The sequence below is a fragment of the Nocardia thraciensis genome (genome assembly GCF_054782435.1).
This window is the reverse complement of record NZ_BAAGSM010000037.1, coordinates 150,555-172,538: the sequence shown is the minus strand read 5'-3', so window position 1 is coordinate 172,538 and position 21,984 is coordinate 150,555. Positions and strand designations below refer to the sequence as shown.

The window sequence follows — 21,984 nt, the reverse complement described above, 5'->3', positions numbered from 1 at the left end:
TGCGGAGCCGACGGAACACACCGAAGCGAGGTAGAAGAGGATGGCCACAGGGGTGGGCCTGCGCATCGCGGAGGACGAATGCATCGCGGCCATCGTTGCCGGAGCCGGTGAACCGGACGACGATCCGACCGAACCCCACTACATCGTCCGCGATTCGGTATTGCACATGTCCGACGACGGCGATGCCGCGCTGGGCGGCGACCCGCCGGAAGGACACTCCCACTCCATCACCGAATTCTTCGCGGCCGTCGGCGACCCGGCCGGTATCTCGGTCGACGACGGCGAGGCCTACCGCGCCGAGGACCTGGTCGCGACCGCGCTGTTCTGCCTGATCAACCTGGCGGCCGACCATCTCGACGGCCCGGCGGAGTTCTACGCCACGCACCCGGCGGACTGGCCCGCCCAGCAGGTGAGCGCGCTGCGCGACGCCCTCGACTATCTCGGCCTGCGCTCGGTGGTGCTGGTCAGCGAGGGCGACCTACCCGACCCCCCGGGCGAGAGCGGGAGCACCCCGGGGGCGCCGGACACGGCAGGCCGCGACTACGCCCGCAACGCCGCACGCGCCGCCTTGGCGGCCGTCTTGGCCACTCCGGCCGGAACCACCCCGCCGGATCCGACCCACACCGAGAATTCGCTGATCGCCACGGATGTGCTCCCCGCACTCTCCGCCGACGGGTCTGTGGCGCAGGCCTATTCCGCGGCCATGCCCGCGGCGTATTCGGCGGATATTCCGACGGCCTATTCGGCCAGCGTGCCGACGGCCTACTCCGAGGCCGCACCCGCGGACAACCCCGCCGCTGCGGCGGCCGGAGCCGCGGCGTCGACCGCGGCCGAACCGCCGTCCACACCACCGGCGGAATCCCGCCGCAACCGCCGCACCCTCCTGTTGGTCGCGGCCGCCGCCGTCTGCGGCCTGGTGCTCGGCGGTGTGGGGATGCTGCTGATGCGCGACGAGCCCGCCACCCCCGTCCCACCGCTACCCAACGCCCGGTCCGAGCCCGTCCCGACGACCGCCGCCCCGCCGCCCGTCTTCGTGGCCCCGCCGCCGACGACCGTCATCGTGGTACCCGCCCCGGAGCCGGAGACCCTCGAACCCGCTCCCCCGCCGCCACCGCCGACCACCGAGCCCGCGCCGCCGCCGCCGACGACCACCTCGCCGACGCGGACCCCCCGGCCCACTCCCACCACACCGCGGCGCACCCCGACTCCGCTGCTGCCGTACGTGCCTATCCCGAGTTGGCTGCCGTACCCGACGCTGGATAAGCCCTACCGCTGAACTCCGTGATCGTTTCGTAGCGAACTCCGCGCATTTGTGCCCTAAAGTGAAGCGCTGACCCGAGTCTCCGGCGCCCGACCGGACACTCGGTCTGCTGCAGGACGAGGGCCGGTGCCCCACAACGGTTTACCGCCCGCGGATTCACCTGGCACAACGGTGCCTGACGAAGGGACTTCATGCGCAAGTTGCCGGCGCGTCGCGCCACGGTCAAAGCTGCCGCGGTTGCGTTCGCCTCGACCATTCTCCTAGGTCCCTGGATCGGCTCTCAGCCTGCGCTAGCGGAACCGGCCCCGAATGCGGTGCAGCTCAACGCCGATCAGCTGCCCCTGGAACTGACGCAGGCGATCACCCGAGACCTGAAGATGACAGCGGCCGAATACCTCGACCGTTCCGCGCGCGCACAGCAGCTGCGCACCTACGCCCAGGAGTTCCGCTCCGAGCGCCCCGACGATTTCGCGGGCGCCTGGATGGCCCCGGACGGCAAACCGGTCGTCGCGGTCACCTCGCTCGACGCCGCGCACGTCGCCGCCTCCGACGGCTATCAGACGCGGCTCGCGCCGATCTCCGCGAACAGTCTGGAGTCCTCGCTCGATCAGCTCGTCGGCTGGATCGGCGGCCTGCCGCGCGAGATCTCCGCCGCCATCAACTCGGTGGCCGTCGATTTCCTCAACAGCCAGCTGGTGCTCAACGTCGCCAACACCCCGGCCGGGCATCTGCTCAATCTGCCGACGCTGATCGCCAACGTCAAGGTGGTGCTCTCGCCCGACGGCGGCGGTCCCGTGGAGCGCCGCCCGATGGCGGGCGACACCTACATCAGCGCGCCGACCGCACTCGACAATGCGGAGCTGAAGGCGGTGGATGTCTGCTCCTTCGGCTTCAACAGCACCGACGCCGCGGGCAACGCGCTGAATATCAGTGCGGGACACTGCGATCCGAATCTCGACAAGGGCGACGGCCAGGCCGACGTCTACCTGCCCAATATCCGCGACCTCAAGGCCAGCCCGAAGCTCGGCACCTTCGTGCGCGCCCGGGTGGGCGGCCAGAGCGGCCTGGACTATTCGGTGATCAAGCTGAGTGAGCGCGCGGTCAAGGCCGGGATGGACCAGCCGTCGGTGCGCGGTGCCAACGGCACCACCCTCACCGTGACCGGCACCGCCGAGCCCGTCGTCGGCGCGCCGATCTGCAAATCGGGCCAATCCTCCACATTCACCTGTGGATTCGTGGTGGCCGACCGCGTGGAGACGCAGCTGTTCACCTCGACGGGCGAATCCAAGACCGTGCGCGGGTTCGCGAGCTCGGCCTGCACGCTCGGCGGCGACAGCGGCGGCGCGATCGTGTCCGGCACGCTGGCGCTGGGCATCACCAGCGGGTCGAATGCGGCCGACGCGCCCGACTGCGGCGAGGCCAATATCGGTCTGGCACAGTATGGTGGCACCGCATCGCTCGGAATTCCGATCCGGGCGATCCTCGCCGACATCGACGCCGCCTCCGAGGGCGGAATCGGCTCCGGTGTCTCGGTTCGCACCCGCCCGAACGCCGGGTGAAAGCCGAACGAATGATGAACTATTCGCGTAACACCCTGACACTGTGTCGGTATGTCCGAGTGTCAACCGAAATAGACCCCGGGATAAGTAGGCATAACCGTGCACAACCCATATAGTCGGCACATGCTCCTGCCACGCATCCGTCTTTCGCCGCCCGTCGCGGGTCGGCACCCGCACATCCGCCGCCGCAATCGCCGCGCCCTCCCCTTGGTCGCGGCGTCGATGCTGGTCCTCGGACCACTGGCGGCGACGGCGTCCGCGGAACCCGCTCCGGCGCCCGCCCTGCCCGCCGATCTGATCTCGGCCGTTACCCGGGATCTGCACATCTCCCCCGACGAGTACATGCACCGCGCCGACGTCGCGCAGCAGGTCGGCGCCTTCGCCACCAACGCGCAGCGGCAGTACCCACAGGCGTTCGCGGGCGCGTGGCTCGACGAGGCCGGTAAGGCCGTGGTGGCGGTGGCGCAGGGGCAGGGTTCCGACGCCGCCCGCAAGTCGGCGCAGGACGCCGGCTTCCAGGTCAAGGACGTCGCCAAGAGCGAGACGGTGCTCCGCAGCGAGAAGAACGCCTTCCAGCAGTGGCTCTCGACGCAGCCGGAGGCGGTCGCCCAGGCGGTGCGCGGCGTCGTCGTCGACACCGTGAACAACAGCATCGCCGTGCGAGTGGAGAAGGCCGGGCTGCCGATGCCGGGCTTCGTCGATCCGGCCCGGGTGATCGTGATGCCGAAGGCGCCGGTGGGCCCGGAGGAGGCCGACGTCGCGCAGGCCACCCCGATCGCCGGCGAGCAGGGCCCCGGCCCGTACGCGGGCGGCGACGGCTACGCGTCGGTGGCGGGCAAGATGAAGCTGGTCTGCTCGGCCGGGTTCAACGGCCTGGACCGCAACGACAACATCGTGAACATCACCGCGGGTCACTGCGATCCGAACATCCCCGCGGCGGGCACCGCCAACGCGCCGGGCATGTTCGAACTGTTGCCGGGCAACAAGACCGGCGCGCAGCTGGGCACGTTCCAGAAGTCGGTGCTGGGCGAGCAGGACTACTCGATCGTCGCGATCGACAACGCCGCCCGGGATCGGTTCTCCAACAACATGGTTCGCCAGGGCAACGGCGCGCCCATCGCGATCACCGGGGTGGCCACGCCGGTCGTGGGCGCCCCGGTCTGCAAGTCGGGTTCGCGCACCGGCTTCTCCTGCGGCGTGGTGAACGCGGTCGACCAGACGGTGCAGGTCGGCGATCGCGACCTCACCCAGGCGTTCTCGGTCAACATCTGCGCGCTGCCCGGTGACAGCGGTGGCCCGATCGTGACCGGCACCCAGGCCCTGGGCATCTCCAGCGCCTCGTCGGTGGCCGACTACCCGATCTGCGAGATCCCGAACATCATCGGAGCGCTGACGGGCAACGCTCCGCAGCTGTTCGCGCAGCCGGTGAGCGTGGTGCTCTCCGACAACCCGGGTCTGCGGGTGCGCACCAGTTGAGCGGCATTCGACGGTGAAAGGGCCGACGGCGACCACGCCGTCGGCCCTTTCACTGTGCCGGGCAGTCCAGCGGCAGCGCAGGGCCGTATCGCGGGCCGTGTGCTGTCGGGCATGCTGGAGTCATGTGCTTGGTTCTGGTGGGCTGGCGGGCTCACCCGCAGTACCGGTTGATCGTGGCGGCCAACCGGGACGAGTTCTACTCCCGCCCCACCGAATCGATGCGGTGGTGGCCCGAGGAGCCGGGTTTGCTGGCCGGACGGGATCTGGGGGCGGGCAACGCGATTCCCGGCACCTGGCTGGGCTTGCTGCCGTCGCGGTACCGCTTCGCCACGGTGACGAACGTGCGCGGGCCGAACGAGGCGCGCGCCGACGCCCGTTCCCGCGGCGCGCTGCTGATCGACTATCTGCACGGTGACGTGGGTCCCGAGAAGTTCGTGCGCGGCGTCGCGGCGGCGGCGGACGACCACAACGGCTACAACCTGGTGGTTTCCGATCTGGAAACGCTGTGGTGGCACAGCAATCGGAGCGCGCACGCGCCGCTGGAACTGGCCGCGGGCCTGCACGGGGTGTCCAATGGCGCGCTGCTCGGCTCCGCGGAGAACGGCGCCGCCGTGATCCACACCGATAACGGGGCGGCGGCCTGGCCGAAGGTCCGCGACGGACTCGCGGCCCTGCGCACGGTGATCGATTCCGAGCCCGGCGATGTGGCGGGCTATTTCGACGTGCTGTCCGACCGCACCGTCGCCCCCGACGGCGAACTGCCGCGGACCGGTCTGTCGCAGCGGCGCGAGCGGGCGGTCTCGGCCCGTTTCGTCGCCGATGCCATGCACGGGACCCGGTGCAGCACAGTGCTGTTGGTCCGCGAGGACGGCGCCTTCACGGTGGCCGAACGGTCGTTCGGCCGCCTCGGGCGGCGCCGAGGCGAGGTATCGTTCACCGGCAGCCTGGAGCTACCGGTGTGACGGTCCGTCCGGTACCGGTCAGCTCGCCGGATTCGCGGCCGCCTCCGGCCGATCCGCCCAGGGCGTGGTGCCGTCCGGCGCCTGCAGCGTCCGCATCAGTTCCACACCGTCCCTGACCACCGCGGGCCCGCCACCGGCGACCGCACCCAGCACGGCGCCGACCGCGCCGAAGACGATCGCGCCCGGAACACACAGCATCAGAACGGCGATGACGCAGCCGATCGCACCGGCGATGGCCCCGCCGATCAGGGCGCCGATCGCGGCGGCGACTCCGAGCCGGGACGAGAAATCGTTGATGGCGCGGCCGTTCTCGAGCGGTGAGGCGACGAAGCCCACGGGCTGCTCCGGCGTCAGTTCGAGGACCCGGCCGTCTTCCCGCAGCATGGGTCGGACCGGAATCGGCGCGCCGGAAACGCGGAAGTCGAGCGGGAATTCGAGGGCCACGGCGCCCGCGGAATCCTTGATACCGACGAATTGCCTGGTCTCCCCGGGCTTGTCGAGCAATTCGAAGGTGCCCCCGGCGAGCTTGGTGACGACCGTCTTGTCCACCAGCTGCGCCGAGTAATCGATGGAATGCGGGACGGAAGCGGGTTCGGCGTGGGCGGTGCCCAGAACCGTGGTCATCGCGCCGACGACCACGGCAGCGGCCACGGTGACGCTGCGGAACTTCATGCGATCTTCCAATCCCCTAGCGGCCGCGCGACGTGTGTAAAGTGCACAAACACCGCACAGAACGCCGTGAGCGTAGCCGACGCCGACCCGGCGCGGGACCGATTCGGACAATCCGGCGGATAGCAACCGGGACAGCGATATTCACAACGAAACCGGCCCGCTCTCCGCGGGAGAACGGGCCGGTTCGACGAAGTGATCGTTACCGCGGTTTGGTGTTGTCCGCCATCGGCGGACCGTCGGGCACCGGCCCCATCGGCCGGGACGGCGGGCCCACGGGATCGGCCCACGGCGTGGTCCCGGGCGGCGCCTGCAGGGTGTTCATCATCTCGACACCGGCGGTGGTCACTGTCGGCCCGCTGCCGATGGCGGCGCCGACGATTCCCAGCCCCACCGCGCCCGCGACGGTTCCGGCGACGGCGCCGATCAGACCGCCGACGACGAGTCCGGGAACACAGAGGGTCACGGCGTCGGCCACACATCCGACCGCGGCGCCGGTGGCCAGGCCGAGCACCGCGCCGACTCCGATGCCGAGCACTACCCCGATCACCGCGCCTATGACCGTTCCGGCTCCCGCGCCGAGGCTGAGCTTCGTCGTGAAATCGTTGATCGCGCGCTGATTTTCGATATCCGACGCGATCGGCTGGACGATGCCGGTGACCGGGCGGGAGGTGTCGAGACCGACCGGCTTCTCCGGCGTCACCTTCAGGACCCTGTCGGCATCCTCGACCGTGGCGTGGACCGGAACCGGCACGCCGCCGACGCGGAAGCTCAGCGGCATCTCGAGCGCCACGGCACCGACGCGATTCGCGACACGGAGGACCTGCTGCGCCTCGCCGGGAGCGGCCGACGGACTGTCGACCAGCTCGAACGTTCCCCCTTTGAGCTTGGTGACAACCGTCTGACCCTCGACCACCGACCCGTAATCGATGTAATCGCCCTGCGGTCCGGCCGTAGCCGGGTCGGCGTGTGCGGTACCCGCCACGACGGTCAGGGCACCGATGGCCACGGCGCCGACCGCGGTCATTGCGCGAAACTTCATAGATCTTCCAATCCCTCATCAGGACGCATCGTGCGTACCTTCGCCCTGTGAGCCTCACCTCGCGCGAACCGGCAGTGCCGCGCGGATGAAGGTACGTACGGTGCATGCGTCGAGGCGAGCTTAGTCGAATCCCGCCGACGCACTGTCCCCGAACGCGAACCGGCCCGCTCTTCCCTATAAGAGCGGGCCGGTTCGGATCGAACAGAGTGACTAGGCGGGCGGCTGCTGTTGCTGCTGCTTCATGGCCTCGTCGGTGTAGCGGGTGGTGCCCGCCGGGGCGTTCAGGGTGTTCATCAGCTCGACACCCGCGGCCACCAGCGTCGGCCCGCCGACCGCGACGGTCCCGAGAATGCCGCCGATGGCCGCGCCGGTCGGCAGACCGACGAGACATCCGACGATGACACCGAGCAGCCCGAGGGCACAGCCGACCACCGCGCCGATCGCGGTGCCGACGAATCCGCCGATCGCGGTCGCGAGTCCGAAGTACGTGGAGAATTCACCCAGCGCCCGCTGGTTCTCGACGTTGGACGCCACCGGCTTGACGACGGGCTTGACGTTGAGCGGCTGGTCGGTCGGCAGTCCGGCCGGTCGCTCGGGCGTGACCGCCAGGGTCTTGCCCTCGTCCTTGACCTCCGCCTTCACCGGAATCTGCTGTCCGGCAATCGAGTACGCCAGCGGGAAACTCAGAACCGTGCTGCCCGTGTCGTCTTTGAGATTGACGAGGGTCGCCGACTCTTCCGCGGGGTTGCCGGCGATCTCGGTTGCCGTGGCGTTCGGCGCCGCGGGTGCCTCGGTCTTCGTCAGTTCGAAGGTGCCGCCGGCTCCGAGACGGGCGACGGCGGCTTTGTCTTCCTGCTTGACCGAGTATCCGATCGTTTTCTCGGCCGGTGCCGCGGGTTCGGCGTGGGCGGTGCCCAAACCCACGGTCAGGGCGCCGATCACCAAGGCGCCCACCGCAGTAGCGCTGCGGAACTTCATTCGGTTATCCAATCCATCATCAGGTAGCGGCACGCATCAAACCGCGAGAGCCCACGCATCCCTCAAGTCGCTGCTCCGTCCGAGCGACCTGCGAGACCCTCCCCGAGCGGTGTGATGATGCGTACAGCAGGCAGGACGAGGTGAGCCTAGTTCAATAGCTGGCGAGAAGCGAGATCCGTTTTCCGCCAGTGGAACTAAGCCTGTCCTGCGTTATGGGCCGGATTTGCCGGGTTTTACCGTGATAGCCGAACCACGCCCGAGCAAATACCCAGGGCGGCCCCGCCGAAAATCCAAACCGAAAAGTGTGCACGGTCACACATCCGGCAAGGGTCAAGCCCCAGCAATCTGGGGCCGTTTCCCGGCTGAGATCATAGGGTAGACATGTAAGTTACCGGCGGGTAACTTACTGGACGTTAAGATGCGTGCAACCGTCCACGGCAACAGCCCCGCCGTTGGATGCTCGTTGAACCGAAGGAAGGTCGCGACATGAATGCCCTGACAGTGACGCTGGGCGTGATTGGAGTGGCGTTCAGCCTTGTGGCTTGGGCGTCATTCTTCGGCGGCGTCGGCAAGATGGTCCGCGCCATCATGATCGGACAGCCCGCCCCGGACCGCTGGAGGCCGTTCTTCCCGCGCATCAAGACGATGCTCGTCGAGTTCCTGGCGCATACTCGGATGAACAAATTCCGCACCGTCGGCTGGGCGCACTGGCTGGTGATGATCGGGTTCCTCGGCGGGTTCATCCTGTACTTCGAGGCGTATCCGCAGACGTTCGATCCCGAATTCCACTGGCCGATCATCGGCGACTGGGGCATCTACCACCTGTGGGACGAACTGCTCGGCATCGGCACCGTGATCGGCATCGTGACGCTGATCGTCATCCGCCAGCTCAATCATCCGCGGGTGCCGGAGCGGCTGTCGCGGTTCAGCGGCTCGAAGTTCGGCCCCGCCTACACGATCGAGCTGATCGTGCTGATCGAGGGCCTGGGCATGACCTTGGTCAAGGCCGGGAAGATCGCCACCTACGGCCACGCCACCGTGTGGAGCGACTTCTTCACCATGCAGGTGGCCAAGTTGCTGCCGTCCAGCGTGGCGATGGTGTCGGTCTTCGCCTTCGTCAAGATGGTCTCGGGCAGCACATTCCTGCTGCTGGTCGGACGCAATATCAACTGGGGTGTCGCATGGCACCGCTTCGCGGCCTTCTTCAACATCTACTTCAAGCGTGAGGACGACGGCGGCGTCGCACTGGGCGCGGCGAAGCCGATGATGTCGAAGGGCAAGGCCCTGGTCGACATGGAGGAGATCGACCCCGACAGCGACACCCTGGGTGCGGGCCGGGTCGAGGACTTCTCCTGGAAGGGCTGGCTGGACTTCACCACCTGCACCGAATGCGGCCGCTGTCAGAGCCAGTGCCCGGCGTGGAACACCGGTAAGCCGCTGTCGCCGAAACTGCTGGTCATGTCGCTGCGCGACCACGGCGTGGCGAAGGCGCCGTACCTGCTGGCCGGTGGCCGCAAGGCTGGGTCTTTGAAAGACGGGGGCGGCGACGAGGTCGGCCTGGTCGACGCCGACGGCAAGCCGAACGAGGCCGCGCTGGCGAAGATTTCGGATGCCGCGAAGGCCGAGGCGGAGCGCCCGCTGGTCGGCGGCGAGGACGTCGGCGGCATCATCGACCCCGAGGTGCTGTGGAGCTGCACCACCTGCGGCGCGTGCGTGGAGCAGTGCCCGGTGGATATCGAGCACGTCGACCACATCATCGATATGCGCCGCTACCAGGTGCTGATCGAATCGGAGTTCCCCTCCGAGCTGGCCGGTCTGTTCAAGAATCTGGAGAACAAGGGCAACCCCTGGGGCCAGAACGCCAAGGACCGGCTCAACTGGATCTCCGAGCTGGACTTCGACATTCCGGTGTTCGGCAAGGATGCCGAGAGCTTCGAGGGTTACGAGTACCTGTTCTGGGTGGGCTGCGCCGGTGCGTACGAGGACCGCGCGAAGAAGACCACCAAGGCGGTCGCGGAACTGCTGGCCACCGCGGGCGTGAAGTTCATGGTGCTGGGCCAGGAGGAGACCTGCACCGGCGACTCGGCGCGGCGCGCGGGCAACGAGTTCCTGTTCCAGCAGCTGGCGATGCAGAACATCGAGACGCTGAACTCGGTGTTCGAGGGGGTCGAGGAGGCGAAGAAGAAGATCGTCGTCACCTGCGCGCACTGCTTCAACGCGCTGAACAACGAGTACCCGCAGGTCGGCGGCACCTACGAGGTGGTGCACCACACCCAGCTGCTGAACCGTCTGGTGCGGCAGCAGAAGCTGATCCGGGTCACCCCTGTGAGCGAGAAGGTGACCTACCACGACCCGTGCTACCTGGGGCGGCACAACAAGATCTACGACGCGCCACGCGAGCTGATGGGCGCGTCCGGCGCGACGCTGACCGAGATGCCGCGCCACGGCGAGCGGTCAATGTGCTGCGGCGCCGGTGGTGCCCGCATGTGGATGGAGGAGCAGCTCGGCAAGCGCGTGAACCTCGACCGCACCGATGAGGCGCTGGCGGCCCTGGGCGGCGGCAACGAGCCTTCGATGATCGCCACCGGCTGCCCGTTCTGCCGCGTGATGCTCACCGACGGTGTCACCGCGCGAAAGGATTCCGGCGAGGTCGGCCAGGGCGTCGAGGTCGTCGATGTGGCGCAGCTGATGCTGAACTCGATCGAGCGGGCCGAGCCGGGCACCCTGTCGGAGAACCTGAAGGTGATCCAGGAGCCCAAGCAGGCCGCGCCGGCACCCGAGCCCGCGGCCGAGTCCGCCACCCCGGCGTCCTCCACTTCCCCGGCCTCGTCCACCTCCGCGTCCACTTCCCCAGCCTCGTCCACCTCCCCGGGCTCCTCCGCATCCCCGGCGAATGCCGGGGCGGGTAAGGGCCTGGGTATGAAGGGCGCCGCAAAGGCCCCCGGCAAGGCCCCCGGAGCCAAAACGCCTGCGGCCGAGGCCGCCCCGGCCACCGAATCGGCCGAGACCACCGAGGCTCCCGCGGCACCCGCCGCCAAGCCCGGCGGCCTGGGCATGAAGGGCGGAGCGAAGGCGCCCGGCGGCAAGGGCCTCGGCATGAAGGGCGAGGCAAAGGCCCCCGGCGGCAAGGGCCTCGCCATGAAGGGCGCGGCCAAGGCGCCCGGTGCCAAGCCCGCGGCCCCGGCGGTGCCCACCCCGGCCGAGGAGACGGCCTCGGCCGAACCGGCGACGGAAACCGCTGCCGCCGAGTCGAATCCGAGCGAGACCAAGCCGACCGTGGCGCCGAAGGGCCTGGCGATGAAGTCCGGCTTCAAGAAGCCGGGAGCGAAGGCGCCCGGTGCGCCCAAACCCGCCCCCGAACCGGCTGCGGCCGAGAAGGATTCGGCAGACGGGGAGGCAGCCTCCGAACAGGCACCGGCTTCCGAACAGGCGCCGGTCTCCGAGTCGGCAACGCCCGCCGAGTCGTCACCCTCGGACAAGGGCAATGGCACACCGCCGCCGACCGCCAAGCCCGGCGGTCTCGGCTTCAAATCCGGCGCCAAGGCACCCGGCCGCAAGAACTGACGGAAAGGCCGCGCGCAAATTGCCCCATCGCTTGCGATGGGGCAATTTCATTTCGTGCTACGGCGCCGGGGCGGGAGTACCGCCGTCGGCCCCGGCCACTTCCCACGCAGGGCCACCCGGAAGCCGACCGCGGCACGAGCCGGATCACCCGAGCGGCACCGCGGCCGATGGCCCGACGACCCGGAGCCGCGACCGCCTCCCGCCGCCGAGACACCGCGGGGGTCGGGCAACTGTAGTTTCGAACGAAATCCGCTTCCATAACGGTTTCACATTCCGTTCACGCTGGATACTTGCAGCACAAGGGGTTATGAGCTAGCCGAAGAGTTTGCTGTCCAGCAAATAAGACGACCGACCAGAAGTATGGCGCGATCCGCCGCCGGCAATCCGTTATCGCTATTTCAGCAGGTAGTTACGGTGGTCAACTTTTGGACAACGGCCCACCTGTGACGAGTACCCCATCAATCGTTTGACTGACAGATTGCTGCGACTTAGGTTCTGAATGCCTAGGTTTTGGAGCATTGTTTTCATGCAAAATAGTCCTGACCGCATCACAGGACAATCACATAGCGATCACGGGGCGGCATGCCGGCTGCGCTGTCCCACAATCTCTCACAAGGAGCATCAGTGAGCAAAAGAATGCTGTCCATCGTCGGCGCCGCCGCCGGAATCGCACCGATCCTCATCGCCGTGCTTCCCACCGCCACCGCGAGTGCGCACGGCTATGTCTCCTCGCCGCTGAGCCGCCAGGCCCAATGCGCCAAGGGCCAGGTGTCCTGCGGCGACATCAGCTACGAACCACAGAGCGTGGAGGGCCCGAAGGGCCTGAAGAGCTGCGGCGCGAACAAGTACCCGGAGCTCGACGACGACAGCAAGGGCTGGAAGGTCCAGGATGTCGGCAGCAAGGTCGACTTCACCTGGACGAACACCGCGCAGCACCGGACCTCCGACTGGCAGTACTTCATCGGGGACACCGAGGTCGCCAAGGTCGACGGCAAGAACGAACTGCCCGGCGACACGGTGACGCACTCGGTCGACCTCAGCAAGTTCAGCGGTAAGCAGAAGCTGCTCGCCGTCTGGAACATCGGCGATACCTCCAACGCCTTCTACTCCTGCGTCGACCTGAACATCGGTGGCGGGGACGGCGGCTCGGGCGGCGGCACGACCACCACGGCCCCGACCACCACGGCCCCGACCACGTCGACGCAGCCGACCACCAGCGCTCCGGCGACCACCACACACGAGCACCCGACCACGTCGGCGCAGCCCAGCACCTCGTCACAGCCGACGACCTCCTCGCAGCCGACCACCAGCTCCGCGCCGACTTCCGCCCCGGCGGGCCAGGCATGGAAGCAGGGCGGCGACTACAAGATCGGCGACACGGTGACTTACGAAGGCGCGCAGTACAAGTGCCTGCAGTCGCACACCGCCCACGACCCGGGCTGGACCCCCTCGGCCACGCCCGCCCTCTGGCAGAAGGTGTAATCCGGTCCTCGACAGCATGATTCCGGGCTGTCGATAACCGGACGAACCGGCTGGATGAGGGAAACGAATGCGGTTGCGGTACTCGGGGTGCCGCAACCGCATTCGTGTTCGCGCACGAAACCCCGCTATTCCGGGTCCGCCCCGTCGACTGCCAAGTGGGGCGGACCCGGCCGCGGGGTGACGAGGACCGGTCTGCGGTCAGTCCTCGCCCCCGCCTCCCACCGCCAAAGCGGTCGTGATGAGCACCGACAGCGGTGGGAGTTTGTTGTCGCGGCTCGGCGGAACGACCCAGCGGCACCCTTCCCGGGTCCAGCGGCCGAGACCGGTCGGCAACATCACGGCGCTCCCGATGGCGGGAATGCCGATGTCCAGGCGGTTGAGCACATCCAGCACCTGGGCGCCGGGACGACTGTCGGGCGCCACCAGAAAACTCCAGCGGATCTGCCGGGCCAGCATCGGACCGGCCATGCCCTGTTCGGTGAGGGAGTCGCGGACGCGTTCGGCGCGCACGGTGGGCAGGTGCACGATGCCGATGCGGCCGGTGATCGGAAGCATCACGAAACCGCCGCGCTCGTTCACCGGCAGACCGAACTCGTGCCGATAGAACGTCACCCAATCCTCGACGGTCCTGAGTTTCTCCACGTTCACGGCGAGCTCCCTCGATCGTCCTCTCAGCTTCTCGCCTCGGCGCCCGAAGTGAAACGCCCGCACACTCGCCTTGCGCTGCCCTTCCGCTGCCTCTGCCTCACAAGCCGGAAAACCGCTTATACCAGCTCGGTTTCGGCTGTGGCCGTGATCACTACTCGCTCGTACCCTGGAAACGGAGTTCATGCGGAAGGGATGACATCGTGGTCCGGCAGTGGTCAGGCAAGGAAGCCCGCGCCCTCCGCGATGCCAAGCGGATGAGCATCCGGGAGTTCGCGGCACATCTCGGTGTGCACGAGCGACTGGTGTCGAAGTGGGAGGCAGGCGGCCTCCGGGTGCATCCCCGCCCGGTCAATCAGGCCGCGCTGGACACTTCTCTCGCCAGGTCCGACGAAGTAGTGCGGGCACGGTTCGCGGCGTTGATCGATCAGCCTCTCATCGATCGACCCGCGCCTGAATTCGAAGTGCGCCCCGACAATTCGGCGCATGCCACATACACGAGCGACGCGGAGCTCTTGGCGCTGGTTGATGCCGGTGCGATGAGAGGTGATGCGTTAGCCGAGATTTCGGAGAGGGATCTGATCATGGCGGCTGCCCACGAAGCAAGCGAGCACGCCGGTCGGGCCGAGACCACCAATGTGGGCGCCACCGCTCTGGAGCAACTCGACGCCGACGTGACGCGCATCGCCAACGAGTACGTGCATGTGCCACCGGTTCCGATGATGGTGGAGATGCTGCGCGTGCGCAGACGGGTCTACCGGCTCCTGGAAGGACGCCAAAGGCCCTCGGATACAACACATCTGTACCTGCTGGCCGGTACGCTGTCGGGTCTGCTCGCCAACGCCAGTACCGACCTCGGATATCACGACGCCGCCGGTGAACAGGCCAGGGCCGCGTGGGCCTACGCCGAACTGTGCGGGCACAACGGATTACGCGCCTGGACCCGCGGCATGCAGGCGCTGATCGAATACGGTTCGCAGCGCCCGCGGCGCGCGGTGGTGCTGGCGCAGAGCGGCCACCAGTACGCCGAGTCGGCGACCGCTCGGGTGCGGCTGCACAATATCGAGGCCCGTATCTGGGCCAAGCTGGGCAGCCCCGACAGCACCGAGCGCTGCATCCGCTCCGCCGACGCCGCCCGCGACACCACCACCACCGACGACCTGCACGACGAGGTAGGCGGCGTCTTCGGCTTCAACGAGCCGAAGAGCCAGTACTACGCCGGGGCCACCTATATCCATCTGGGCCAGGCCGCCCCGGCGCTGCAGGCCACGCAGCGCGCGATCGACCTGTACGCGAACGGCCCCGAGGAACAGCGCTCCTACGGCGCGGAATCGCTGGCCAGGGTAGACAACGCGACTGCCCACCTGATCAACGGCAGCCTCGACGGCGCCGCCGACGTCCTGCAACCGGTCCTCACCCTGGCCGAGGACAAGCGCATAGCCCAACTCGAACAGCGCCTGGCCGGTGTCCGCGAACGCATCGCCACCCCCCAGTTCCGCGACGCGGTCGAGGCCCGCAACCTCGACGAACGGATCGAGGAGTTCTGCGGAGCCAGTGCGCGGGGAATGATCCCCGCGGGCGGCGAATCGTGACACCGCCCGTGCGGGAGGCTCGAGACCCGTCATTCCGGCGCGGAAACGACGCCGGGATGCCTGGGCCGATATCTCCTTGCCGACAGCTGGCACCATTGGACAGGTGAGCCCTACCAGTCAGTCACATCACCAGCCCCCGCGGCCGCTGGAGCAGTCGACCAAGCTCCAGAACGTCGTGTACGAGATCCGGGGGCCGGTACACGCGCATGCGGCGCGGCTGGAGTCGGAGGGACACCGGATCCTCAAGCTCAATATCGGTAATCCGGCGCCGTTCGGATTCGACGCGCCGGACGTGATCATGCGAGACATGATCGCGGCGCTGCCGTACGCGCAGGGGTATTCGGAGTCCAAGGGCATCCTGTCGGCGCGGCGGGCGATCGTGACGCGCTACGAGCTGGTCCCCGGGTTCCCGGAATTCGATGTCGACGATGTCTACCTGGGCAACGGCGTCTCCGAGTTGATCACCGTCACCATGCAGGCGCTGCTGAACAACGGCGACGAGGTACTGATCCCGGCGCCCGACTACCCGCTGTGGACGGCGATGACCAGCCTGGCGGGCGGCACGCCGGTGCACTATCTGTGCGACGAGTCCACCGGCTGGCAGCCCGATGTCGCGGATATCGAGTCGAAGATCACCGACAAGACCAAGGCGCTGCTGGTGATCAACCCGAACAACCCGACGGGCGCGGTGTACTCATCGGAGGTGCTACAGCAGCTCGTGGACCTGGCGCGCAAGCATCAGCTGCTGCTCCTCGCGGACGAGATCTACGACAAGATCCTCTACGACGACGCTAAGCACATCTCGCTGGCGTCGCTGGCGCCCGACCTGCTGTGCCTGACCTTCAACGGACTGTCCAAGGCGTACCGGGTGGCGGGTTATCGCTCCGGCTGGCTGGTGATCACCGGTCCGAAGGAGCACGCGGCGGGATTCCTCGAGGGCATCGACCTGCTGGCGTCCTCGCGACTGTGTCCGAATGTGCCCGCGCAGCACGCGATTCAGGTCGCGCTCGGCGGACACCAGAGCATCGAGGATCTGATCCTGCCGGGCGGGCGACTATTGGAGCAGCGGGATGTGGCCTGGGAGAAGCTGAACATGATCCCCGGGGTGTCCTGCGTGAAGCCGAAGGGCGCGCTGTACGCGTTCCCGCGGCTGGACCCCGAGGTGCACGAGATCCACGACGACTCCAAGCTGATCCTGGACCTGCTGCTCCAGGAGAAGATCCTGATGGTGCAGGGCACCGGATTCAACTGGCCGCACCACGACCACCTGCGGATCGTGACGCTGCCGTGGGCGCGGGATCTGTCGGTGGCGATCGAACGCTTCGGCAACTTTCTGGCCAGCTACCGGCAGTAATTCCGGGCGGAACCTCATCGGGTCACGAAACAGACTGTGAGTTCGGAAAAGGTCGGTTTTTGAAGACTTAGCTAGCGCAAAGAACGGCGATTTGTGTACAGTAGTCCTTGGCACTGAGAGTGCCCCGGCCGAGTCGCCTACCCCCCTGGGCCGCTCGGCCCCGGGTTCGATCGCCTACCCCCCTGGGCGGTGGATCCCCGGGCGGCGGAGACATCCCCCTGCTCTCCGCCGCCCCTCCTCTCCGCATTTCTTGGGCGTGCCCGGTGAGTTACCCATGTTCTGGCGAAATCAGTTGTCCCGTGGGATTGCCGACCTTGTGGGTTGCCCGCCCGTTGCACCGGTGCCTGCTCGGTCGTCACCCCGGCAATGGTTTTCGTTAGGCTCGCGCGGGTGAGCGACCACCATCACCACCACGATCACTCCGGGCCTATCGCGATCGGGGCCACTGCGGCGCGCGTCGTCGTGGGGCTGCTGACCGGCACCGGGGTGCTCGTGCTGGTGGGGTTGTTCTGGCTGTGGCCGAGTCATCAGCATGTCGATATTCCGTTGCCGATGCAGAACGGTGGCGGTGGGGCCGTGCATACCGAGGCGGGCACGGTGTCGATGCAGGACATCGGGGCGTGCGGAAGCCTGTCCAACGGCAAGGTTTTCGACGACACCCCGAATCCGCCTCGCAACGGCGCCTATCAGTGCCAGCGCAGCCTGGTCGTAATCGAGTCCGGACCGGATCAGGGCAAGCACACGCTCTTCGAGATCGCCCCCGGGCCGGGCCAACCGGACCTGCGCGTCGGTGACGATATCCGGATCGTCCGGCAGGCCGATCCCGGGGGCACCACCATGTACTCGTTCGACGACTACGCCCGCGGGCTTCCCCTGACGATCATCGCGGCGGCCTTCGTGGTGGTGATCATCGTGGTCGCGCGCTGGCGGGGCCTGCGCGCGGTGCTCGGGCTCGGATTCGCGTTCGCGGTGCTGGTGATGTTCCTGCTGCCCGCGCTGCTCGACGGTAAACCGGCCGTTCCGGTCGCGCTGGTGGCGGGGGCGCTGATCCTGTACGCGGTCCTGTATCTGGCCCACGGGGTGAACCTGCGAACCAGTTCCGCGCTGCTGGGGACCCTGACCGCGATGCTGCTGGCGGCGGTGCTGTCGTGGGTGGTGCTGAAGGCGACGCACGTCACCGGGCTGTCGGAGGAACAGAACGCCAACGTCGCCACGTATCTGCAGCACGTGAGTATTACCGGGCTGCTGCTGGCGGGCTTCATCATCGGTTCGCTCGGTGTGCTCAACGATGTGACCATCACCCAGGCCTCGGCCGCGTTCGAGCTGGCCGCCCTCGACGAAGCTGCCTCGCGCCGCGAGGTTTTCGCCGCCGCCATGCGGGTCGGCCGCGACCACATCGCCAGCACCGTGTACACGCTGGTCCTCGCCTATGCCGGTGGGGCGCTGCCGCTGCTGCTGCTGTTCTCGGTGGCGGGCCGGTCGTTCCGCGACGTGCTGACCGGCGACGCGGTGGCGATCGAGATCACCCGCTCCGCGGTCGGCGGCATCTGCCTGGCGCTGTCGGTGCCGCTGACCACCGTGATCGCGGTGCTACTGGCCAAGCCCTTCGGCCGCAAGCCCGCCCCGACGCCGACCACGCCCCGGCGCTCCCGGCACGCGAAGAGCGGGGCGGCCCGACGAGCCACGCCGAACACCGGATCGCGCCGCCGTGCGGGCACCGCAACCACCCGCCCCGCACAGCGCCCAGCAGCACAAGACATTCCGCCACCCCTGTCCGACGACGACCTCTCCGAGGCCGACACCCCACCCGACGGCCTGCGCGCATACCACCCGGACCACCTCCCGCCCCACCGTCCCGGTGCACCTCGGAATACAGGCCCGATCCGGTTACGCCCCCCGGACGAGGACCCCCGCCCCTACTGACCCTCGCCCAGCCTCCCTCCTCCGCCCCAGTCGTCTTCCGGCATGTTCATGGCCGGAATCCTCTGGCGCCAGCGAGTTTCCGGCCAAGAGCGTGCCGGAATGACGGGAGCGACCAGGCACGCCGGAAGTGACGGGAATGGCCAGGCACGCCCGAAATGACGAGAGCGGCCAAGCACGCCCAAAACGACAAGAACGACCAAGCACGCCCAAAACGACAAGAACGACCAAGCACGCCCGAAACGACGAGAGCGATCAGGCACGGCCGAAACGACGGGAATGGCCAGGGACGCCGGCGGGATCGGGTGCGCAGGCACGCCGGAGTCTCGGGCGTTGGCAGGGGCGGGCGGGGCGGTTCGGCCTGTCAGCGGCGCTGGGGGGCGGGGCCCGGGGGCGGGAATAGTGGGGGGATGGTGGGGACGACGAGCGGGGGGAGGCCGGGGACGCGGATCGTGTTCGGGTTGGGGGGTGGGGGTGCGGCTTCCGTGGTCGTCGACCGCCATACCGGCGGCGGGGCGGCGACCGAGGCGTTGGTGGCGTCTACCGGGGGCGGGGCTATCGAGGGTTCCAGCGCGGCCTGGCGCGGAGCGGTGGTGACGGCCGAGCTGGGTGCGGAATTGCTGTGCGAATCTCCTTGCAGCACTTGCGGGCCCCAGCCCAGCCCCAACCCGAGCGCGGCCACCACGACCAGGGCCCCGGCCGCGACACCCGCCACGCTCAGCTCGCGGCGGCGGCCGTGCGCCCGCTCCCGCATCGGATCCCGGCCCCGCCCCCCGGTCCGCCGACGCGGCGCGGAGCCGTCCGCCAGCCACACCGGGGCGAGCTGTTCGGTCTCGGGTTCGAAGGCCGACGGCGCCGGGGCGATCGGCTGCGGCGGGCGGGCCAGCAGCGCGGCGCCGCGCACGATCACCGACTCCGGATGCACCGGCACCCGCACCGGCATGCCGAGCCACCGCTCCAGGACCCGTGCCACCAGCGGGATCTCGGCGCAGCCGCCGATCACGACCACGGCCTGCACCGCCTGCTCGGAGCGCATGATCACATCGCGGGTCATCCGGGCCGACGACTCGAGGGCCAGCGTGATCAGCGCCTCGAAGTTCTCCTGAGAGATCAGCACCAGGCCGTGCTCGGACGGCAGCGCGACGGCCGTGGTGGTGGACAGCTGCTCCTTCGCCTGGCGGCACAGCGTGTCCAGTTCGGCCAGGCCCGCCGGGTCGGGCGGATGGGCGATCCGGCCGGAGGCGATCTGCTGCTCGCGAATCAGCGAATCCAGATAATCGCCGCCGATATCGCTGGTGCGCTCGCTGTAGGTGGCCTGGCGGCTGGCGACATCGACGACACTCACCGACAGACCGGAACTGCCCAGGTCGTACAGGGCGATGGTGCGCAGACCGGTCAGCTCACCGGCGGATCGCAGAAACTCCACGGCCGCTACGACTTCCGGCACCAGCTCGTAGTTGGTCAGCTGGCGGCGGGCCAGCGCGCCGCGCACGGTGCGGGCCTGCTGCTCGGAGCGATAGGCCACGACGGTGGCGGCGATATCGGGCGCGGCGGCGAGGGTGGTGGCGACGGCCTCGGCGGCCACTTCCTCGAGCCGCTGCTCACCGACGGGGCTGGTCTTCAGATCGAATCGGTCCGGCGCGAAGTGTTCGGCGGAATTCCCGGCATGCGGCCGCGCGACACGGATGGCGCCGGCCCCCACCGAGACTCCCAGTACCGAACTCATCTGCTGCCCATCTCGTTTCAATTCCACGACGTGCGCGCGAGGCCGCCGCCTCTCCTCTTCGAAACACGGATGGCCAGCGTCGCTTCACACTGTGTCCGCTGCGGTGTGCGCGGGGCTTCGCGCACGCCGCGGGCGTGTGGGTCACTGTACCTGCCAGACACCCTACGATGTGCCGAGCCCCGAGTACACCCATCCGGCATCACGCCAGCTGGCGCGATCGAGACAGTTGCGACCGTCGATGATGGCGCGGGCCCGCACCACCGGATCCAGATCCTGCGGACGCAGCGCGGTGAACTCCGCCCATTCGGTGAGTACCAGCACCACATCGGCCCGCTCGCAGGCCTCGGTGATCGAGGTGGCGTAGTTCAGAGTCGGGAAGACCTTGCGGGAGTTCTCCAGCGCCTTGGGGTCATAGACGGTGACCACCGCACCGTGCAGCTGGATCATCCCGGCCACGTTCAGCGCGGGCGAATCGCGCACATCGTCGGACTCCGGCTTGAAGGCCGCGCCGAGGACGGCGACATTCGCGCCGAGCAGCGAGCCGCCGCAGGCCCGGGCGGCCATGTCGACCACCTTGGCGCGCCGCCGCATATTGATGTTGTCGACCTCGCGCAGGAAGGCCAGCGCATGGTCGGCGCCGAGTTCGCCCGCGCGGGCCATGAAGGCGCGGATGTCCTTGGGCAGGCAGCCGCCGCCGAATCCCAGGCCCGCGTTGAGGAATCGGCGCCCGATGCGCGCGTCGTGGCCGAGCGCGTCGGCCAGCACCGTGACGTCGGCGCCGGTGGCCTCGCAGACCTCCGAGACCGCGTTGATGAACGAGATCTTCGTGGCCAGAAAGGCATTCGCGGAGACCTTCACCAGCTCCGCGGTGGCCAGGTCGGTCAGCAGGTACGGCACCTCGGCGGCGAGCAGGTCGGCGTAGACCTCGCGCACCAGATCCTCGACCCATCCCGAGTTTTCGCGGTCGCGGTCGACGCCCAGCACCAGGCGATCGGGCCGCAGCGTGTCCTGCACGGCGAAGCCCTCGCGGAGGAATTCCGGATTCCACGCCACCTCGACGTCGACGGCGGCCGCGGCCCGCGCGCGCCTGCCCAGCTCCACCGCCGTGCCGACCGGAACGGTGGACTTGCCGATGATGACGGACGGCCGTTCCAGCATCGGCGCCAGCGAATCCACCACGGCGTGTACGTATTTGAGATCGGCGGCGTACTCGCCCTTCTTCTGCGGCGTGCCCACGCCGAGGAAATGCGCGTCGGCGTGCGCGGCCGCCTCCGCATAGGACGTGGTGAACCGTAGTCGCCCGGCGTCCAAATTCCGGCGCAGCACATCCTCGAGTCCCGGCTCGTAGAACGGCGCCACCCCGTCGGACAGCTTCGCCACCTTGCCGGGGTCGACGTCCACCCCGACCACCTCGTGCCCGAGCTCCGCCATGCATGCCGCATGCGTCGCCCCCAGATATCCAGTCCCGAAAACCGTGAGACGCATGATCGATTGGTAAGCGCCACGGTTGGCCGCGCCGCATCATCTGGGCGAGTGCCCGGGCAACATCGGATGTACAAGTGGAAACCCGCAGCTCACCAAGGTCCTTCCCTCCATGCCCCGCGGCTCCCTGCCATCCCGGCGTCCGTCCCGTCATCCCGGCACGCGTCCTCGTCATCCCGGCACGCGTCCTCGGAGGTGGCGCGTCCTGTTCGCGGACGGCGGCGGGCGGAGGTGGAGGTGCTCTCGTTCGCCTGCGGGATAGCATCGGGCGG

Annotated in this window: 14 protein-coding genes and 1 pseudogene; 9 read left to right on the top strand and 6 right to left on the bottom strand. The window is 68.4% G+C overall.

Annotation, left to right across the window (positions count from 1 at the left end):
- Nucleotides 1–40 precede the first annotated feature (40 nt).
- The 4 genes from ACYVLQ_RS24790 to ACYVLQ_RS24775 all read left to right on the top strand — a co-directional run bounded on the left by ACYVLQ_RS24790 (nt 41) and on the right by ACYVLQ_RS24775 (nt 5,258).
- Entirely contained in the window at nt 41–1,276 is a 1,236-nt protein-coding gene (locus ACYVLQ_RS24790) for a hypothetical protein (RefSeq protein WP_460699913.1), read from the top strand.
- A 176-nt stretch (nt 1,277–1,452) separates the two neighbouring features.
- On the top strand, nt 1,453–2,820 hold the full coding sequence (locus tag ACYVLQ_RS24785) for a S1 family peptidase (RefSeq protein WP_460699912.1): 1,368 nt from the start codon (nt 1,453–1,455) through the stop codon (nt 2,818–2,820).
- Between the two features lie 123 nt (nt 2,821–2,943).
- Complete coding sequence (locus tag ACYVLQ_RS24780; RefSeq protein ID WP_460699911.1) at nt 2,944–4,296, top strand: S1 family peptidase; 1,353 nt, start codon at nt 2,944–2,946, stop codon at nt 4,294–4,296.
- A 122-nt stretch (nt 4,297–4,418) separates the two neighbouring features.
- Nucleotides 4,419–5,258 (top strand): NRDE family protein, encoded by an 840-nt coding sequence (locus tag ACYVLQ_RS24775; RefSeq protein ID WP_460699910.1) that lies wholly within the window; start codon nt 4,419–4,421, stop codon nt 5,256–5,258.
- A gap of 18 nt (nt 5,259–5,276) precedes the next feature.
- Here ACYVLQ_RS24775 and ACYVLQ_RS24770 read toward each other — a convergent pair whose 3' ends face one another.
- The 3 genes from ACYVLQ_RS24770 to ACYVLQ_RS24760 all read right to left on the bottom strand — a co-directional run bounded on the left by ACYVLQ_RS24770 (nt 5,277) and on the right by ACYVLQ_RS24760 (nt 7,947).
- A complete protein-coding gene (locus ACYVLQ_RS24770) occupies nt 5,277–5,930 on the bottom strand; it encodes a hypothetical protein (protein ID WP_460699909.1) in 654 nt (217 codons plus the stop codon).
- A gap of 199 nt (nt 5,931–6,129) precedes the next feature.
- A complete protein-coding gene (locus ACYVLQ_RS24765; RefSeq protein WP_460699908.1) occupies nt 6,130–6,969 on the bottom strand; it encodes a hypothetical protein in 840 nt (279 codons plus the stop codon).
- A gap of 210 nt (nt 6,970–7,179) precedes the next feature.
- On the bottom strand, nt 7,180–7,947 hold the full coding sequence (locus tag ACYVLQ_RS24760) for a hypothetical protein (RefSeq protein WP_460699907.1): 768 nt from the start codon (nt 7,945–7,947) through the stop codon (nt 7,180–7,182).
- A gap of 486 nt (nt 7,948–8,433) precedes the next feature.
- Between ACYVLQ_RS24760 and ACYVLQ_RS24755 the strand changes: the two genes are divergently transcribed.
- Both ACYVLQ_RS24755 and ACYVLQ_RS24750 read left to right on the top strand, forming a co-directional pair.
- A complete protein-coding gene (locus ACYVLQ_RS24755; protein WP_460699906.1) occupies nt 8,434–11,511 on the top strand; it encodes a (Fe-S)-binding protein in 3,078 nt (1,025 codons plus the stop codon).
- A 624-nt stretch (nt 11,512–12,135) separates the two neighbouring features.
- On the top strand, nt 12,136–12,993 hold the full coding sequence (locus tag ACYVLQ_RS24750; RefSeq protein WP_460699905.1) for a lytic polysaccharide monooxygenase: 858 nt from the start codon (nt 12,136–12,138) through the stop codon (nt 12,991–12,993).
- A gap of 198 nt (nt 12,994–13,191) precedes the next feature.
- Here the strand turns inward: ACYVLQ_RS24750 and ACYVLQ_RS24745 are convergent, their stop codons facing one another.
- Nucleotides 13,192–13,641 (bottom strand): hypothetical protein, encoded by a 450-nt coding sequence (locus tag ACYVLQ_RS24745; protein ID WP_460699904.1) that lies wholly within the window; start codon nt 13,639–13,641, stop codon nt 13,192–13,194.
- 200 nt (nt 13,642–13,841) lie between these two features.
- On the opposite strand from ACYVLQ_RS24745, the gene ACYVLQ_RS24740 reads away from it, so the two are divergent.
- The 3 genes and pseudogenes from ACYVLQ_RS24740 to ACYVLQ_RS24730 form a co-directional block, all read left to right on the top strand.
- Complete coding sequence (locus ACYVLQ_RS24740; protein WP_460699903.1) at nt 13,842–15,230, top strand: helix-turn-helix domain-containing protein; 1,389 nt, start codon at nt 13,842–13,844, stop codon at nt 15,228–15,230.
- 76 nt (nt 15,231–15,306) lie between these two features.
- Nucleotides 15,307–16,584 (top strand): pyridoxal phosphate-dependent aminotransferase, encoded by a 1,278-nt coding sequence (locus tag ACYVLQ_RS24735; RefSeq protein ID WP_460699902.1) that lies wholly within the window; start codon nt 15,307–15,309, stop codon nt 16,582–16,584.
- Between the two features lie 366 nt (nt 16,585–16,950).
- Nucleotides 16,951–18,246 (top strand): annotated as a pseudogene (locus tag ACYVLQ_RS24730) (YibE/F family protein); the annotation flags it as partial.
- Between the two features lie 622 nt (nt 18,247–18,868).
- Here ACYVLQ_RS24730 and ACYVLQ_RS24725 read toward each other — a convergent pair.
- Together ACYVLQ_RS24725 and ACYVLQ_RS24720 are read right to left on the bottom strand one after the other, a co-directional pair.
- A complete protein-coding gene (locus tag ACYVLQ_RS24725; RefSeq protein ID WP_460699901.1) occupies nt 18,869–20,230 on the bottom strand; it encodes an Hsp70 family protein in 1,362 nt (453 codons plus the stop codon).
- 162 nt (nt 20,231–20,392) lie between these two features.
- Entirely contained in the window at nt 20,393–21,715 is a 1,323-nt protein-coding gene (locus tag ACYVLQ_RS24720) for a UDP-glucose dehydrogenase family protein (protein WP_460699900.1), read from the bottom strand.
- Nucleotides 21,716–21,984: the final 269 nt, after the last annotated feature.

Excerpts from the sequence above, each read along its gene's own strand:
- ACYVLQ_RS24770 (WP_460699909.1), bottom strand. The coding sequence starts at position 5,930 with ATGAAGTTCCGCAGCGTCACCGTGGCCGCTGCCGTGGTCGTCGGCGCG.
- ACYVLQ_RS24790 (WP_460699913.1), top strand. The coding sequence starts at position 41 with ATGGCCACAGGGGTGGGCCTGCGCATCGCGGAGGACGAATGCATCGCG.
- ACYVLQ_RS24785 (WP_460699912.1), top strand. The coding sequence starts at position 1,453 with ATGCGCAAGTTGCCGGCGCGTCGCGCCACGGTCAAAGCTGCCGCGGTT.
- ACYVLQ_RS24765 (WP_460699908.1), bottom strand. The coding sequence starts at position 6,969 with ATGAAGTTTCGCGCAATGACCGCGGTCGGCGCCGTGGCCATCGGTGCC.
- ACYVLQ_RS24760 (WP_460699907.1), bottom strand. The coding sequence starts at position 7,947 with ATGAAGTTCCGCAGCGCTACTGCGGTGGGCGCCTTGGTGATCGGCGCC.
- ACYVLQ_RS24755 (WP_460699906.1), top strand. The coding sequence starts at position 8,434 with ATGAATGCCCTGACAGTGACGCTGGGCGTGATTGGAGTGGCGTTCAGC.
- ACYVLQ_RS24775 (WP_460699910.1), top strand. The coding sequence starts at position 4,419 with ATGTGCTTGGTTCTGGTGGGCTGGCGGGCTCACCCGCAGTACCGGTTG.
- ACYVLQ_RS24780 (WP_460699911.1), top strand. The coding sequence starts at position 2,944 with ATGCTCCTGCCACGCATCCGTCTTTCGCCGCCCGTCGCGGGTCGGCAC.
- ACYVLQ_RS24725 (WP_460699901.1), bottom strand. The coding sequence starts at position 20,230 with ATGAGTTCGGTACTGGGAGTCTCGGTGGGGGCCGGCGCCATCCGTGTC.
- ACYVLQ_RS24720 (WP_460699900.1), bottom strand. The coding sequence starts at position 21,715 with ATGCGTCTCACGGTTTTCGGGACTGGATATCTGGGGGCGACGCATGCG.